The sequence below is a fragment of the Paenibacillus nitricinens genome, from assembly GCF_052056485.1.
GTDB classification, from domain to species: Bacteria; Bacillota; Bacilli; order Paenibacillales; family Paenibacillaceae; genus Paenibacillus_AQ; species Paenibacillus_AQ nitricinens.
In genome coordinates, this window is the sequence record NZ_CP183948.1 from 5,437,630 (window position 1) to 5,454,841 (window position 17,212).

The following is a 17,212-nucleotide window of genomic DNA, read 5'->3' on the forward strand; positions in this document are numbered from 1 at the left end:
AGAGGAGGCTGTATACTATACTTTTTTATTTACTTACTTGAAGTTAATGGTACGGTAGATAATTACTGCTGCTTCAGCACGAGTTGCCGTATCGTTCGGGTTGAACTTACCAGCATTTCCGATAACCAAGTTATGATCTGCTGCAAATGCTACGCCATCTCTCAAAGATGCGCTGATCTTAGCAGCATCGGAGAATTGGCTAATTGCCGTTACATTCGTTGTTGCAGCTGGATGAATAGATTTCACTGCGCGGGAGATCATCGTTGCCATCTCTGCACGTGTGATAGTTGCATTAGGATCGAACTTGTCCGCACTGCGGCCAGTAATGATTCCTTTTTCTGCTGCAACCGCTACATAAGGTGCATACCAAGCAGATGAACTTACATCATTAAAGCTTTGTACAGCAGAGTTATTCTCCAGATTAAGCGCACGAATCAGCATTTTAGCGAACTCTGCACGAGTTACATTGCTCTTCGGTGCGAATTTGCCTTCGCCTACGCCTTCAATCGCACCTTTTGCAGCTACGACTTGAATTTGTTTGCCAGCCCATGCTTGTACACTAGCAATATCCGTAAAGTTCACTTTATTCTCAAGCACTGCATAGGATGAGAATGTATCACGTGGTTCTACGATGAACTCTCCATCAAGCACTCCACCTTGGAATTGCAGGCTTCCGTATACAAGCTTCGCTACGGACAGCAATTCTTTATCAAGACCATCAGTATTCTTAAGTGGAAGTTTAATGGTGATTGGTTGTTTGAATGTGCTAGTCGCTACACCATCCACACTGAGTCCGAACTCGTATACATCCGAAGCCAATTTCAGTTTGGTAACAGAAGTTACAACTTCTGGTTTAGCGGTAGTTACTGTCAATGCAATAGCTGTGCTGAACTGACTTACAGGAATCGTTACGGTTACACCATTAAAGGTTACTGCGATATTCGCAATGCCGTTCGTCTTAGCTGCTTCAACAATAGCTTTGGACAACGGAACTTCAACAGTAGGCGCAGTGATCGTACCAAGATTCAATGTCAGCGTGAGGGCAGTACCTTCTTTACCGGCAGCTTTAGCTGCAGCAGCAAGATTAGCCAAGGCATTGATTGTATCGGTATCTACCAATTTCACAGTTGCTTTACCATCTACTACTTGTACCAGTTTAGATACATCATAAGTAGCCGCAGCTGCCAATTTCTGATCCACAGTTAATACAGGTGGAGTCGTTATGGAGCCGGAGCCGGAACCGGAACCCGGAGTAGTAGGATCAGTAGTTGGTGTAGATGTCTTAAGATACGCGTTGTAGTAAGCTTTCGCCAGAACTAGCGCAGCTGCTTTTTCATTCTTAAGTGTTGATTCAACATTATTCTTGGTTGCTGAAATCATATCTTTAGTAATCTTAAGTTCTGCTAGAGACGCTCTCAAGGAATAGTTGGCAGAACCAATGGTGCTATCGAGAACAATACCCTTCACTTTATTCGCGAGTTCACTGTTCGGATGAGCAATAAGATCAATCAGATCAGTTTCTGATTTTCCTTTTAGCAAGTTAATTAGCTTCTGTTCAACGCCGTTTGAACCAAAGATGAAGCTGTAAACTTCTTCAACCGAAAGATCTGTAACACCAGCTTGTTTACCGATTTCCTTCAGTAGCGCTTGATAAGCCTCATAATTAGGGGACTTCAGAATATCTGTAACTGCGGATAAATCCGGAGTATAGATAGACGATACTACTTCTAAATAGAAATCAAACAATGTAGATTTTTGTCCATCGCTGAGTTCAAGTTGAGCCAAAACAGGCGCGAAATCTTTTTCCAGTTGCTCACGTGAAAGACCTTGAAGCTCAGTACGGAAATCACGAAGCGTCTGCTTATCAGCATCAGTAAGCGTGCTATAAAGCTTCGTTGCGCGCTCCTTCAAGCTTGCAAAATCCACGCTAGTTGCAGCGTATGCTGTTCCAACGATCCCAAACTGAGCTGCCAATCCTTTGCTGCTAAGCGGAAGTCCTGCTACTGCAACCGCTGCCATGCTAACTGCTAATGTCGATACTACTAGTTTCTTTTTCAAAGTCACTAAATATCCACCTCTTTATATGTATTTAAATTCTCGTGTTACTATAGTCCTAGACTATTTCACCTTATGTCTACACTATTACGTATATCAACGATTCACCCAATAAAACCCATTCTACCACTATTAGGTAGATTAGTCAGCCCTTTCGGGAAAAAATCCCAAACAATTTGTGTCGATTCCTCCTTTTTTGTACGTGATTACCATGATTAACCTCACCATTTGCCACAATTTGCTGAGAGTTCTCGCGCATATAGTCGCGCATCTCAGGACCTAATTCTTTCTCTAAAACCACATAAGCAGCATTTAATCCAAAAGGACGATGAACACTGTCATGTGCATCAGAGGCCAACACATGTACTGCATTTCTACGACATAACTCCAGGGATAGCTTCTGAAGTTTACTCCCGAAGACGCCTGCAAGACTTTGTGCGGTTACCTGACCGAGTGATCCCAGTTCTATCAATCTTTCTAACTTAGAAGGATCGACAGCTACTTCAGCATTACGCTCCGGATGGGCGATGACCGGAACGAACCCTTGAATGATCAATTCGTGACAGATTTCTTCCATGTTGCGTGGGACTCGTGAAGAAGGCATTTCTAGCAAAATATACCGCGAGTCTGCAAGACTTAGCAGTTGCCCCCGCTCCAGATCATCCAGTAAATCTCCGTACACTCTGATTTCCTGACCCGGAAGAACAAGCAGTGGATTGCCATGCTGACGAAGTTTCTCATTCATCAGATCCACCGCTTCTCTTATACTAGCGGAGTTATTCATATATTGACCGTTGGCGTGATGTGGTGTGGCAATGACGGATGTAATTCCGTCCCTATAGGCGTCTTGCGCCATGGCGAGAGCGGATTCCCAATCAGTAGCTCCGTCATCCATAAAGGGTAAGATGTGGCAATGGATATCTTTCATATGTTATCTATCGGTCCCTTCCCATAGAAAATTTAGTTTTACCCACAAAAAAATACAACCATTCCCAAATGGAATGGTTGCTTGATTGTAAATGAGTTCTTGTCTTAGGCTTCAGTAGGTTCCTCTTGCTGAGGTTCATTTCCATCTATTTCAGCATCCTCAGAATCTGGAGAGGAGAGAACATACCCGTCGATCAATCCCCAAAGTTCTTCTTTACCAAGGCCAATCTCTGAAGAGAATGGAATGAAATTATCCCCTGGCAGCACGCCAAGCTCCTGCTTCATGATCTTGATATGCTTTTGCCAGCGAGTCTTCGGAATCTTATCCGCCTTAGTCGCTACTACACACATAGGAAGATCATAATGCTTCAACCAGTCGAACATCATCTTATCATTGCTGGTCGGTGGATGACGCAGATCCACGATGAGCAGAACAAGCTTCAACGTATCACGCTCAGATAGATATTTTTCCACCATCTTGCCCCATGTCGCACGTTGTGTCTTCGACACTTTTGCATATCCGTAACCTGGAAAGTCAACAAAATACATGCTGCCTTCATTGATACGGTAATAGTTCATATGCTGGGTCTTACCTGGGGTGGAGCTTGTCCGAGCCAGATTCTTGCGGTTAATCATTCGGTTAATGAGGGATGACTTCCCTACATTGGAGCGCCCTGCCAGAGCAATCTCTGGCAAAGCATCATCAGGGTATTGATCAGGGCCAACGGCACTGATTATAAATTCGGCAATATTAACTTTCATAGGACTTCCTTTCTAATGCACACTACTCGGTGGCTCACTGCTAATTTCATTATGATGCTCAACTAACGCATGATGCAAGACCTGATCCATGTTAGATACTGGTATGAACTCCACATCATTACGCACGCTCTCTGGAATTTCTTTCAGATCACGTTCATTGTCTTTGGGAAGAAGGATCTTTTTATATCCGGCACGGTGTGCAGCTAAAGACTTCTCTTTCAGTCCACCGATCGGCAATACACGTCCACGCAGGGTGATCTCACCAGTCATGGCCACATCCTTCGATACATAACGCTTCGTAAGTGCGGAGATTAGAGCGGTAGCTATCGTAATCCCTGCAGACGGGCCATCCTTCGGAATTGCACCTTCAGGAATGTGGATATGAATATCAATCTTCTCATAAAAATCAGGCTGGAGCCCCAGCTCCTCCGCCTTCGAACGTGTATAACTGAAAGCGGCCTGCGCTGACTCCTTCATTACATCGCCCAGTTGTCCAGTAAGTGTCAGCTTGCCCGTTCCCTGCACAACAGTCACTTCGATCAGCAGCGTATCGCCACCAACCTCAGTCCAGGCCAGTCCAGTTACTGTGCCAATCTGATCTTCAAGCTCTGCCATACCGTAACGGTATTTCGATGCCCCCAGGTAATCCTTGATGTCATCCGGCAGAATGACTACACTTTCTTTTTCCTTGGACACAATCTGTTTCGCGGCTTTGCGGCATAACGCTGCAATCTGCTGCTCCAAATTACGCACACCGGATTCACGAGTATATTCGCGCACGATACGTAGTAAACTGTCGTCTTCGATGATCAGCTGATCTTCTGCAAGACCATGATTCTTCTTCTGCTTCGGCAAAAGATAACGGCTACCGATCTGCAATTTCTCCAGTTCCGTATAACCCGGTATAAAAAGCATTTCCATCCGATCAAGTAGCGGACGCGGAATGTTATGCACTACATTCGCTGTAGTAACAAACATAACGTTCGATAAATCAAACGGCAATTCTACGAAATGGTCACTGAACGTATTGTTCTGTTCCGGGTCCAGTACCTCAAGCAATGCGGAGGATGGGTCACCACGGAAATCTGCAGCCATTTTATCAATCTCATCTAGCAGGATAACCGGATTAATCGTTCCCGCCGTCTTCATCCCTTGAATGATTCGGCCTGGCATCGCCCCCACATAAGTCCGGCGATGACCACGAATCTCCGCTTCATCACGCACACCGCCAAGCGAAATGCGAACGAACTTACGATTGAGTGAACGGGCGATGGAACGAGCGAGTGAGGTTTTACCCACACCTGGAGGCCCTACAAGACATAGGATCGGACCTTTTAGCTTCTTCACCAACTGCTGAACAGCTAAATACTCCAATACCCGCTCCTTTGGTTTCTCCAAACCGTAGTGGTCCTCATCGAGTACTTGCTCTGCCTTCTTAATGTCGAGGTCATCTTCTGTCTGTTCATTCCAAGGAAGACCCAGCAGCCAATCCACATAGTTGCGAATGACGCCACCTTCCGCTGAGCTCACTGGCATTTTTTCCAGACGATCGATTTCCTTCTCCATCTTCTCTTTCACGCGTTCCGGCAAATTCTTCTCTTCCATTAAATTCCGCAGCTCTTCCGCTTCTCCCACCCGGCCTTCCTTCTCGCCGAGTTCTTTCTGGATCGCTTTCATTTGCTCGCGCAAATAATATTCCTTCTGCGTCTTCTCCATCTGCTTCTTCACACGCTGATTGATCTTGCGTTCAAGCTCCAGCACTTCACGCTCATTATTAAGAATATCAAGAAGCTTCTCTAGCCGTTTACTGACATCAATCGTCTCTAGAATTTCTTGCTTATCCTTAATTTTTAGCGATAAATGACTCGTAATAACATCCGCAAGACGACCGGGCTCCTCAATATCGGATACAGCAGCCAGTGTCTCTGGTGTCACTTTTTTGGATAACGTTATATAGTGTTCGAACTGATTAAGTACTGTACGCATCAGCGCGTCACACTCTTGATCGCCATCTTCCTCTTCTGGTAGCTCGCGCGCCATAACTTCATAATACTCATCATTATCGATATAATTAATAATTTCGGCTCGTTCTACACCCTCAACCAGTACACGAATCGTACCGTTTGGCAGCTTCAGCATTTGCCGCACATTCGCGACAGTACCGACCCGAAAAATATCGTCCTGACCAGGCTCTTCAATATTCACTTCCGACTGTGAACACAGAAGAATTAAATTATCTTCAACCATAGCTTTTTCTAGTGCCCGAACTGACTTCTCACGGCCCACATCCAAGTGAAGAACCATGCTTGGGTACACAAGAAGACCTCTTAGCGGTAATAAAGGAAAACGACGACCTTTTGTTTTATTTGTCATCATCGCTTTCGCACCTCCCATGGCTCTCAATTAATCTCATATGAATTCATTCTAACAAAAGCAGCCCCAAAACACCAACAAAGTACTTGCAATTTAAGAATAAACAACCTTATTATCCTTAAAAAACAGCAACGTTTCTCAAAGAAATGTAAGGATTATGGAAAGTGTGAATTTATACTTTAAAAAAGGAAGCAGCAGACACGCCTGCGGCTCCCTTTATATTCCAGCGGCAAGTCTCGATTTACTTATCGAAACTATAACACACCCTAGCTTACATTCCAGGTAATATTTAAAGCTTAACCCTTTGCAGACTCTCCAGCGGCATCGGCCTTCAGAAGCGAAGGTGCTGCAGAGAATAGCTCACCAGCTACTGCAGGAAGCCTTACATCTGCTGTATCAGCACCAAACAGATGACGGAAGACCTCATCCACCGTTTCCATAGGAATGACGCGTAGTGGGGCGAGGTCAGCGAATAGGGACTGCCAGTTTTCTTTTGGAATAAGCACCGTAGTAGCTCCCGCCTGAAAAGCAGCCTCCACCTTCGCAATTACACCACCAACAGGCTTCACACGGCCATGTATACCTATCTCACCAGTGATCGCTACGGTATTATCCACGGGAAGACCACGAATGGCGGAGACAATAGCCACTGCCATCGCAACCCCTGCTGAAGGTCCGTCAATGGGGGTTCCACCTGGAAAGTTCACATGCAGATCATAACGGTCCGGCTCCAGATTCATGGTGCGCAGTACGGTCAATACGTTCTCCACGGAGCCTTTAGCCATGCTCTTTCTCCGAATTGTACGAGAACCTCCGCCAATCTCTTCCTCATCTACCACTCCGGTTACGTTCAGTCTACCTTGACCGTTCTGCGCAGGTGCTGCGGATACTTCGATCTCGAGCAAGGTGCCCATTCCCGGTCCATACACTGCAAGTCCGTTAACCAATCCGATCTGAGGCGCGGAAGGAATTTTGCGCTCTGTTCGAAGTGGCAGCTGGCTACTGCCTGCTACCCATTCTACATCAGCAGCATTAAGCGTATCTCTCTGCTCCGTTAGCGCTAATCCAGCTGCGAGCTGAATCATATTGACTGCCTCCCGGCCATTTGTTGCATATTGCTGCACAACAGTGACTGCATCCGGGCTTGGTTTCAGTCCGATCTTCTGTATCGCGTCACGCGCGATGACCGCAATCTCATCCGGCAATAGCGGACGGAAATAAATCTCCATGCAGCGTGAACGCAGTGCTGGAGAGATCTCATCCGGGGAACGCGTAGTCGCGCCAACTAAACGGAAATCAGCAGGTAATCCATTTTGAAAAATATCATGAATATAAGCCGGAGTATTATTGTCCTCCGAATTATAATACGCGCTCTCTAGCAGCACCTTCCGGTCCTCCAGCACCTTTAGCAGCTTGTTCATCTGAATGGGGTGAAGCTCACCGATCTCATCCAAAAAAAGAATCCCGCCATGTGCTTTTGTCACCGCGCCCGGCTTCGGTTGCGGCACGCCTGCCACACCCATAGCTCCGGCACCCTGATAGATAGGATCATGCACCGATCCGATTAACGGGTCAGCAATACCTCGCTCATCAAAACGAGCGGTTGTCGCATCGATTTCAGTGAATTTGGCATCGTTTTTAAAAGGGGATAGCGGATTGCGCTTTGCCTCTTCCATGACCACCCGTGCCGCTGCAGTCTTGCCGACTCCCGGCGGACCATAAATAATCACATGCTGCGGATTAGCACTGCATAATGCGGCCTTCAGGGCGCGCAGCCCGTCTTTTTGCCCGACAATATCTCCAATAGAAGCCGGCCTAGTTTTCTCCGACAAGGGTTTGGTTAATGAAATCATACGCATTTTCCGTAGTTTATCCAGTTCCTTACGCGACTCTCGGTCTACCGCCGTCTTGTTTGTCTTCTGACCCCGCAGCAGATTCCAAAAGTATACGCCGATAACCAGCGCGAAAAAGAGCTGCACGATCATCACAACTATACTTAATTCCATAGGTCATCCTCCTGTTTCGTTCAGTCTACCTTTCCACCTTTGGCTACTATTAGGTAGTATAGCCGTTTCGGTAATTAGTAAACGCACAAATGAGGATTTGTTGAATTGTTGGTGTAGGACAGTCGATGGAGTCCTGAGATTTAGTAACAAACTTGTTTGAATGGGGGGAAGTAACTTGATTAGTCTGGGTTCCTCGGTAATGATAATTATCTTAATAAACTGAACTCACTAAGTACGCAAAGTAACCTTATTAATTTATTTCGCTAAATATCTACTCATTTGCTCAGTTATGACCCAATTAGTAAGAACTATAGGGAAAACCTCCCTATAGTTTGAAGAAAGTAGTCCCAATGAAGGGCTTATAGGGAATTTCTCCCCATATTACGTTGATTCAAGTAAAAACAGCTACTTATAGTGAATTTATAAGGAGGTTTTCCATATAAACTCACTTTTCGAGCAAAATCGGTCTATTTATAGGGAGATTTTCCCTATAACAGGAATGCGGTCATAGTTACCTTTGAAGTGAGCATCTGTACACCGATTCACCTTGCAAATCGTATTCACAATGTACACCGAATGCCTACTTTAGCGAATTGGATTGCTACTTGTATCGAATCTAATTAGATACTGTAACTGTAGTATTTGTCTATATGGGTAAAGTAACTTGATTAGTCTTGGCCCCTCAGTAACGGAAATTATCTTAATACAATAAACTCACTAAGTACGCAAAGTAACCTTGTTGAAATATTTCGGTAAATATCTATTCGTTTGCTCGGTTATGACCCCGAACTATAGGGAAGAACTCCCTATAGTTTGAGAAGGGCGATCCCAATGAGGGGCTCATAGGGAATTCTGGACCTCTGTCAAGAAAGTAGACATCATTAAACTGCCTTTCTCTTATTAAATTGCGCAGCAAACCGTACCGGCGAAAGATAGCCTAACGAGCTGTGGATTCGTTTCCGATTGTAAAAAAACTCAAGATAACTATAAATCTCGTCGTATGCTTGTTGTTTCGTTTTAAAGCGTGGGCTACAGTAAATAAGCTCCTTTTTCAGAATGCTGTGAAAGGATTCTATGCATGCATTGTCGTAGCAATTTCCTTTGCGACTCATGCTACTTTTCATCTTGCATGTTTTAAGTTGCTCTTGGTAATCCTCAGATGCATATTGACTTCCACGGTCAGAATGGTGCAATAACCCCTTCTTGGGTTTCTTGGCTACATAAGCATCTTGTAGGGCTCCTAGTACTAAGTCGGTTGTCATGCGGTCCTGAAGGCGCCAGCCTACAATCTCACGCGTACACAGGTCAAGCACACTTGCGAGATAAAGACGTCCCTCTCTGCACGGAATGTAGGTAATGTCGGTAACCCAAACCTGGTTAGGCTTTTTTACTTTAAACTGCTGATTCAAAAGATTGGGTGCGATTGGAAAGTTATGGTTAGAATCGGTCGTTTGGATTTTGAATTTCTTACAAACACAGGAACGCAGACTGAGCTCTTTCATATACAAGCCAACGGTTCTCTCGGTAACCTTGTAGCCCTCATGCCGCAATTTTTTTGTAATCTTAGGGGCACCATAGCGTCGATAGTTATCGTGATAGTGATACGTAATTCGCCCCATTAACTCACGCTTTCGCAACTCTTGCTTGCTCGGCATAGAGGTTTTCCACTTATAGTATCCGCTCCGAGAAACTTCCATAACCTTGCACATCTTCTCCAAGATGAACTCGGAGCGATGATCCTCAATAAACTGGAATCTTAGTTCCTTGGTTTGCTGAAGATGTGCACTGCTTTTTTTACAATTGTGAGTTCTTCCTCAACATCTGCAATCCTTTTATCTTTCATCTGAATCTCATGTTCTTTTTCTCTAAGCAGCTGTTCCATCTCTCGGAATCGTTCCAAGGTAACAATAGGTTCATTTTTGAACTCGCGATATTTAGCCTTCCACCCATGCAAAGTCTTTGCTGGAATGTTCAACTCTAACGAGATATCCTCCACCGACTTTGTCTGCTCTTGCAAATATTTAACAGTGTTTCTCTTAAATTCTTCATCATACCGTTGCCGCTGTTCACCCATGTGAACACCTCCTTAGATATCTTCATTATCTTAATCTCTTAACGAGGTGTCCACTTTTAATTCTAGTTTCATTCCTCCCTATAATTCGTCGGCTTTACGTACAAACAGCTACTTTTAGCGAATTTATAGGGAGGTTTTCCGTATAATCTCACTTTTCGAGCAAAATCGGTCTATTTATAGGGAGATTTTCCCTATAACAGGCATACAATCATAGTTACTTTTGAAGTGCAGCTCTTTCTCACAATACACTCATCCCTAACTACTCCCCTTAACTTATGCTAAACAATCCCAGTAAAATAAGACATCTCGAGCTAACTCATAACCTACATTTCTAACGCCATTTTCCCTTTTTACGGCTTTCAGCCAGCCTTTCTCGCATAATCTCATAAGCATCAATCGTACCGTTTTAGGATCTAGCGCGAAATAATCTGCTATATCTTTAAGTCGAACTACACCCGCTTTTCCAACTATATATCGGATAATTTCTTTCTCCGTGAGAGTTGCTCCACCACTCGGTGCACTTACAATTTGGTAGCGGCTTAACGCCAATCTTAGCAACGTAATACATAACTCAGGGCGCTGTTCCACATCGTCAAAGGCAAATGAAATTACTTGGTAACCCATTCCGTACAGAAACGTCTCACGATTTAGCTCATTACAATACTTCAGCCTATCCATGTCCCTCACATGCGCTGCATACCCTTTGATCTCGAACAAGAGCTTGATAGGTCCTGGCAAGAAAGCAAAGTCAGCAAAATAAGATCGCCCGCGCCAATCCAGCACCTCATACTCCGGATGTAGATCAGCGAAATCCCCACGAAGCGCCCACCATACATTCTGTAAAAACATCTCTTCGGCATGACGATGCCCTCTCTCTAGCCTTCCTCGTCTTTCCCCAGTCCTGTTTGCTAGATGTTTCTCAATAAACGCTTCATGCGCTTGTTCATAGTTCATTCGATGTTCCCCCTTATTCATTCGTCCTTCCCCACACTAATTAACTCCACGCAAAAAAAACGCCCGTTCCCACCACCGGATATACCGGGGTGTAACAGGGCGTTCTTCGCCACTTATTATGAATTGAATCATTAATTCGTAAAATACCAGTTACTTCGATTGCACCGGAGGTGCAAGGTTAGCATGAGCGCGGCCTGGGATTTCACCAGTCTCCTCATACGCTACAACGATCGCATCAATTTCCTTCTTCAGCTCGTTCACTAGTTCCGCTTCAGGCACCTTACGAATCATCTGACCGTAACGGAACAACAAACCTTCCCCACGGGCACCAGCAATACCAATATCTGCTTCACGCGCCTCACCAGGGCCATTAACGGCACAGCCGAGCACGGATACTTTAATAGGCACCTTAAGCTTCGAAATGTATTCTTCCACCTCATTAGCGATGGAGAAAAGATCGATATCGAGTCGTCCGCAAGTCGGACAAGAAATGAGTGTAGCCGCGTTAGAGATCAGACCGAAGGTCTTCAGCAGCTCGCGTGCCACCTTAACTTCTTCCACCGGATCAGCGCTAAGCGAGATACGCAGGGTGCTGCCGATGCCCATAGAGAGCAGTGCACCGATACCTGCGGAGCTTTTTACTGTACCGGCAAACAAGGTGCCGGATTCTGTAATCCCGAGGTGCAGCGGATAAGGAATGACTTCCGCAGCCTGACGGTAAGCCTCGATGGCCATTGGCACATCGGATGCTTTTAAGGAAACGATAATGTCGTGGAAATCCAGCTCTTCCAGAATGCCAATATGGTACAGCGCACTTTCTACCATAGCTTCTGGAGTCGGGTATCCGTATTTCTCCAAGAGATGATTCTCCAAAGAACCGGCGTTTACACCAATCCGAATCGGAATTCCTTTTTCTTTACAAGCTTTAACTACTGCTTCTACCTTCTCCCGACGACCGATATTCCCCGGATTAATCCGGACTTTATCGATGCCGTTCTCAATAGCCATCAGCGCGAGCTTATAGTTAAAATGAATATCCGCTACGAGTGGGATATGAATCTGCTTCTTGATCTCCTTAATCGCGGCGGCTGCCTCTTCATTGTTGACAGTAACGCGTACCAGTTGGCAGCCTGCTTCCTCAAGCCGTAAAATTTCGGCTACAGTAGCCTCCACATCAGCTGTTTTGGTTGTACACATGCTTTGAATCGCAACCTCGTTGTTTCCCCCAATAATGAGCCCGCCAACATTGACAGGACGGGTTTGGTGTCTCAAGAACATGATTTTTCTCCCCCATAACGCCAAAGCTCCACCCCTTCGCAACCGCTAGTGAAGCGGGATAAGCGGAAGAAAGGTGGAGACAGTGACATGTATTGTTAAGGTAAGCGACTTACGCGCTTTCCTCTTTCTTCTTGTCTTTCTTAAGGTTCAATTCAGGCAAAGCCTTCTCTTGAACGACCTGCTCCGTGATCACACAATCCTTAATATCATCACGTGAAGGCACTTCATACATCACATCAAGCATGATGCTCTCAATAATCGCGCGCAGTCCACGGGCTCCCGTATTGCGTTTGATCGCTTCCTTGGCAATCGCTTCGAGTGCCAGCGGTTCGAACTTCAGCGCTACGTTATCCATTTCCAGCAGCTTGATATATTGTTTAGTGAGTGCATTCTTAGGCTCGGAAAGGATACGCACCAGCGTATTCTCATCAAGCGGCTCCAAAGTCGAGATCACTGGCAGACGGCCTACAAATTCAGGGATTAGTCCGAATTTGAGCAAGTCTTCAGGCAATACCATCGACAAATATTCGCCAGGCCCCAGATCCTTCTGTCCTTCAACCGCTGCGTTGAAGCCAATGACTTTTTTACCGATACGGCGTTTAATCATTTGCTCCAGACCGTCAAAGGCACCGCCCACGATGAACAAGATGTTCGTCGTGTCGATTTGAATAAACTCCTGATGAGGATGCTTACGTCCACCTTGTGGAGGTACAGAAGCAACTGTTCCTTCCAGAATCTTCAAAAGCGCCTGCTGTACACCTTCACCGGATACGTCACGGGTAATGGACGGGTTCTCGGATTTACGTGCCACTTTATCAATCTCATCAATATAGATAATGCCGCGTTCGGCTTTCTCCACATCATAATCTGCCGCTTGAATCAGCTTAAGCAGAATGTTCTCAACATCCTCGCCGACATAACCAGCCTCCGTTAAGGAAGTAGCATCAGCAATCGCAAATGGAACGTTGATAATCTTCGCCATCGTCTGTGCGAGCAAAGTTTTACCCGAACCGGTTGGACCAAGCAAAAGAATATTACTCTTCGTCAGTTCAACATCTTCGATCTTACTCTGGCTGTTCACACGCTTATAGTGATTGTAAACCGCAACAGACAGCGATTTCTTCGCTTGCTCTTGACCGATTACATATTGATCCAAAATATCGCGGATTTCCTTTGGTTTCGGAATATCCTTCAGATCAAGCTCTTCTTCATGACCGAGCTCTTCTTCCACGATTTCCGTGCAAAGCTCGATACATTCGTCACATATATAAACGCCCGGTCCTGCTACAAGCTTACGAACCTGCTCTTGTGATTTGCCGCAAAAAGAACATTTCAATTGCCCTTTTTCATCATTAAATTTAAACATCTAACCACCCCTTTAAGATTTCATCGGTGAAGAAAGAACCTGGTCAATAAGCCCATATTCCTTGGCTTCTTCCGCACTCATGAAGTTATCGCGGTCTGTGTCCCGTTCGATTTTTTCAAGGGGCTGACCTGTGCGATCTACATAAATTTGATTCAACTTCTGTTTCGTCTTGAGGATCCAGTCGGTATGAATCCAAATGTCAGACGCTTGACCTTGAACACCGCCGAGCGGTTGATGAATCATAACTTCGCTGTTAGTCAGCGCGTATCTTTTGCCCGGAGCCCCAGCTGTCAGAAGGAGCGATCCCATGCTTGCCGCCATCCCTACACAAATGGTTGAAACATCCGGTTTGATGTATTGCATCGTATCGTATATACCCATGCCGGCTGTTACTGAACCACCGGGTGAGTTGAGGTACAAGTGAATGTCCTTCTCGGGATCATCTGCTGCAAGGAACAGCAGTTGAGCAATAACCAGATTGGCGACATCATCGTCAATCGCACTGCTTAAGAAAATAATGCGATCCTTGAGCAATCTGGAATAGATATCGTATGAACGTTCTCCACGACTTGTTGATTCCACAACCATTGGTACCAGACTCATGCCACCAACCTCTTTTCTCTATACAGATTAGTCTTATCGTTTCAAAAATATTTTAACACGTTCACGGCCCGATGTCATTTTTTCACTACAGCAGACCTGTCCACTGCTTGTGATAGTGACGTCATCACGCCAATTTCCTTAATACCATACGCTCATACGGATACCTATGTAATCACATATATCTGTGCCCGAGGATAAAAATAAGGCACGTAACGAAACTTACGTGCCTTATCATATCTGTATGGAGGCCGATTGCTCGGCCGTTCTAGGTAGTTTAAAAAATCTTACTCAGCTTTAGCGTCTTCAGCAGCTGGTGCTTCTTCTACTGCTTCAACTTCTACACTATTGCTAACAAGGAAATCAATGGTTTTGCGCAAAGAAAGTTCTTCGTTCAAGCTGCTCAGTGAACCGTTAGCTGCCAAGATGCTGCGAATTTCTTCTGGAGTACGTTTGTAAGCTTCAGCCATAGTAGCCAACTCTTCGTTAACTTCTTCTTCAGAAACTTCAATGTTCTCTTGTTTAGCGATAACTTCCAGTACCAGGTTGTTGCGAACGCGTTTTTCAGCATCGCCTTTCATTTGGTTCTGCAAGTCTTCACGAGTTTGACCGGAGAAGCTAAGGAACATATCCATGTTCATACCTTGTTGACGAAGACGAGTGTCGAAGTCACGAACCATGTTCTCAACTTCGCTGTTGATCATGGCTTCAGGGATCTCAACTTCAGCGTTTGCTGCTGCTTTATCAACAACTGCGTTCTCGCGAAGGCCTTTCAGTTCATCCTGTTTACGGGATTCGAGCTGAGCTTTCAGATCTGCTTTGTACTCTTCCAAAGTTTCGAATTCACTTACATCTTTAGCGAACTCATCATCGAGTGCAGGAAGTTGTTTGCGTTTGATTTCGTGCAGTTTCACTTTGAATACTGCTTTCTTACCCGCAAGGTTCTCTGCATGGTATTCATCAGGGAAAGTAACTTCAACATCTTTGAAATCTCCAGTGGACATTCCCACTACTTGCTCTTCAAATCCAGGAATGAAGGAGTTGCTGCCAAGTTCAAGAGAATGACGCTCAGCTTTTCCGCCTTCGAACGGTACGTCATCAACATATCCGTCAAAATCGATCACAGCGATGTCGCCGTTAGCTGCTGCTTCTTCTTCAACTACTACGAGTTCAGCATGACGCTCTTGCAGACGAGCAAGCTCAGCGCTCAGCTCTTCTTCAGTCACTTCAGCTTTTTGTACTGGAACTTCCAGACCTTTGTAATCGCCGAGCTTCACTTCAGGTTTAACCGTGATCTTCGCTTTGAAGATAAAGGATTGACCTTTAGCAAATTGCTCAATATCAACTTCAGGACGGTCTACAGGGAAGATGTCAGTTTGTTCAACGGCTTCACCATAAGCTTCAGGAAGAAGAATGTCGATTGCATCTTGGTACAAGCTTTCTACACCAAAACGGGATTCAAAGATCGGGCGTGGCACTTTACCTTTACGGAAGCCTGGTACGTTAGCTTTCTTAACGACTTTGTTAAAAGCTTTATCAAGTGCTGCTGCAACGCGTTCTGCGTCAACTTCTACTTCAAGAACTCCAAGGTTCTTCTCTATTTTTTCCCATGTTGCTTTCATATTATACTTTTCCCTCCAAAATATAGGTTCACAAGTTTACTTCAAAAAATGATACAATCCACGCACAGAATAACCATTATATTATATACAACATTACTTTATTTATCAAGTAGAGAAGTCTTTACAAAACCCTTGAGCGCACGATATGCCCCTTCAAATTGAAAGCGCATGCCGTCGGTAATGCCGTACATTCCGCGAGTCTCCTCCTCTTGCCGTGTACCGTTTAAACTCTCAGATACAAACTGGTGTAACGCCCCCGCCCAAATATCTAGTAGCGCGTCTTCCCCATCCAGTATTTTCCGATACTCTTCCGATCCATAAATCGACATGACGAACTGGCCCCAGAGCTCCTGTGCAAAATAATACAGCGTAGGCTCGTGTACCTCCGCCTGCTCGGCTACCCGCTCGAGCACCTGACTCACCTGTGATGGAAAATCCTCTGTCTGCAGCGGCACACTTTCAATCTCTACAATTGCTGTTTCGTGACCACGAATCAGATTCACTGTTCCCTGCATCCCACGCCGCCGAAGGGTCTGCAGGGTCCGAAATTGCAGCAGCGGGTGAACATTATCCCCCTGCAGCCATGCCGTCAGCGCCTCATCGACTCCGCCGCCTTCCAGATATGAAAGCTGCTCTAGTGCTAGGATTGTCGCCTCTGACAGCGGCTCATTCATTATCCGCTGCAGCAGCTTTTGAGGATACCCCGCATCCTCAGTCATTTTGGATTTGGCCAAGAGACGGGCCATATCTTCTTCCCTTAAATCTTCGTCTTCGGGGTGAACGGCTCCTTCTGCATCTCCATTCTGAGAGGCATAAGGGAAAGCTGTTTCGAGCCATTCCAGCAGAGACCGCCATTCCTCGTAATTCCGCTCTTCCTGTCCTTGACACTGCAACAAAAAACGCAGCAGCTCCATCGCTTCCCCGTATCGTTCACTCTCCAGCATCACCGTAAGCTGGATTTGATAATAGTCCAGTGTCTTGGGAAACAGGACGATATTCTCTTTTGTGGCGGGGGAATCTGAATCTTTAATGAGGGCACCTCCTTATAGCTAATTATGTGAATTGAATTCTAAAACGTCATAAATGTTATTAAGACCTTAAGCTTCATCCGAAACTTAATAATTGTAGATTATAGCATACCCCGTACTCTTTTTAAAAAACAGCTTGAAAAACATCGGCATACATGATATGATAA

General features: G+C 45.3%; 13 protein-coding genes. All 13 read right to left on the minus strand.

Going from position 1 to position 17,212, the window contains the following annotated elements:
* Window positions 1-33 precede the first annotated feature (33 nt).
* Window positions 34-2,064: an S-layer homology domain-containing protein gene (locus ACN6KS_RS24325; RefSeq protein WP_440960676.1), complete on the minus strand. Its 2,031-nt coding sequence runs from the start codon at window positions 2,062-2,064 to the stop codon at window positions 34-36.
* Window positions 2,065-2,200: 136 nt separating this feature from the next.
* On the minus strand, window positions 2,201-2,983 hold the full coding sequence (locus ACN6KS_RS24330) for a tyrosine-protein phosphatase (protein WP_440960677.1): 783 nt from the start codon (window positions 2,981-2,983) through the stop codon (window positions 2,201-2,203).
* A 104-nt stretch (window positions 2,984-3,087) separates the two neighbouring features.
* Window positions 3,088-3,744: a ribosome biogenesis GTP-binding protein YihA/YsxC gene (gene yihA / locus ACN6KS_RS24335; RefSeq protein ID WP_440960678.1), complete on the minus strand. Its 657-nt coding sequence runs from the start codon at window positions 3,742-3,744 to the stop codon at window positions 3,088-3,090.
* A gap of 12 nt (window positions 3,745-3,756) precedes the next feature.
* A complete protein-coding gene (gene lon / locus ACN6KS_RS24340) occupies window positions 3,757-6,120 on the minus strand; it encodes an endopeptidase La (RefSeq protein ID WP_042191259.1) in 2,364 nt (787 codons plus the stop codon).
* A 293-nt stretch (window positions 6,121-6,413) separates the two neighbouring features.
* On the minus strand, window positions 6,414-8,123 hold the full coding sequence (gene lonB / locus ACN6KS_RS24345; protein ID WP_094873524.1) for an ATP-dependent protease LonB: 1,710 nt from the start codon (window positions 8,121-8,123) through the stop codon (window positions 6,414-6,416).
* A gap of 881 nt (window positions 8,124-9,004) precedes the next feature.
* Window positions 9,005-9,868: an IS3 family transposase gene (locus ACN6KS_RS24350; RefSeq protein WP_440962363.1), complete on the minus strand. Its 864-nt coding sequence runs from the start codon at window positions 9,866-9,868 to the stop codon at window positions 9,005-9,007.
* A gap of 11 nt (window positions 9,869-9,879) precedes the next feature.
* Window positions 9,880-10,197 (minus strand): transposase, encoded by a 318-nt coding sequence (locus ACN6KS_RS24355; RefSeq protein ID WP_440960679.1) that lies wholly within the window; start codon window positions 10,195-10,197, stop codon window positions 9,880-9,882.
* 273 nt (window positions 10,198-10,470) lie between these two features.
* The gene (locus tag ACN6KS_RS24360) at window positions 10,471-11,151 is read right to left on the minus strand and encodes a hypothetical protein (RefSeq protein ID WP_440960680.1); all 681 of its coding nucleotides are present in this window, start codon (window positions 11,149-11,151) and stop codon (window positions 10,471-10,473) included.
* A gap of 150 nt (window positions 11,152-11,301) precedes the next feature.
* The gene (ispG, locus tag ACN6KS_RS24365; RefSeq protein ID WP_060621818.1) at window positions 11,302-12,429 is read right to left on the minus strand and encodes a flavodoxin-dependent (E)-4-hydroxy-3-methylbut-2-enyl-diphosphate synthase; all 1,128 of its coding nucleotides are present in this window, start codon (window positions 12,427-12,429) and stop codon (window positions 11,302-11,304) included.
* Window positions 12,430-12,538: 109 nt separating this feature from the next.
* Window positions 12,539-13,795, minus strand: coding sequence for an ATP-dependent protease ATP-binding subunit ClpX (clpX, locus tag ACN6KS_RS24370; protein WP_094873530.1), 1,257 nt, complete (start codon window positions 13,793-13,795; stop codon window positions 12,539-12,541).
* Between the two features lie 12 nt (window positions 13,796-13,807).
* Window positions 13,808-14,398, minus strand: coding sequence for an ATP-dependent Clp endopeptidase proteolytic subunit ClpP (gene clpP, locus ACN6KS_RS24375; protein ID WP_036685049.1), 591 nt, complete (start codon window positions 14,396-14,398; stop codon window positions 13,808-13,810).
* Between the two features lie 284 nt (window positions 14,399-14,682).
* Window positions 14,683-16,017: a trigger factor gene (tig, locus tag ACN6KS_RS24380; protein ID WP_094873532.1), complete on the minus strand. Its 1,335-nt coding sequence runs from the start codon at window positions 16,015-16,017 to the stop codon at window positions 14,683-14,685.
* Window positions 16,018-16,115: 98 nt separating this feature from the next.
* Entirely contained in the window at window positions 16,116-16,961 is an 846-nt protein-coding gene (locus tag ACN6KS_RS24385) for a hypothetical protein (protein WP_440960681.1), read from the minus strand.
* Between the last annotated feature and the right edge of the window lie 251 nt (window positions 16,962-17,212).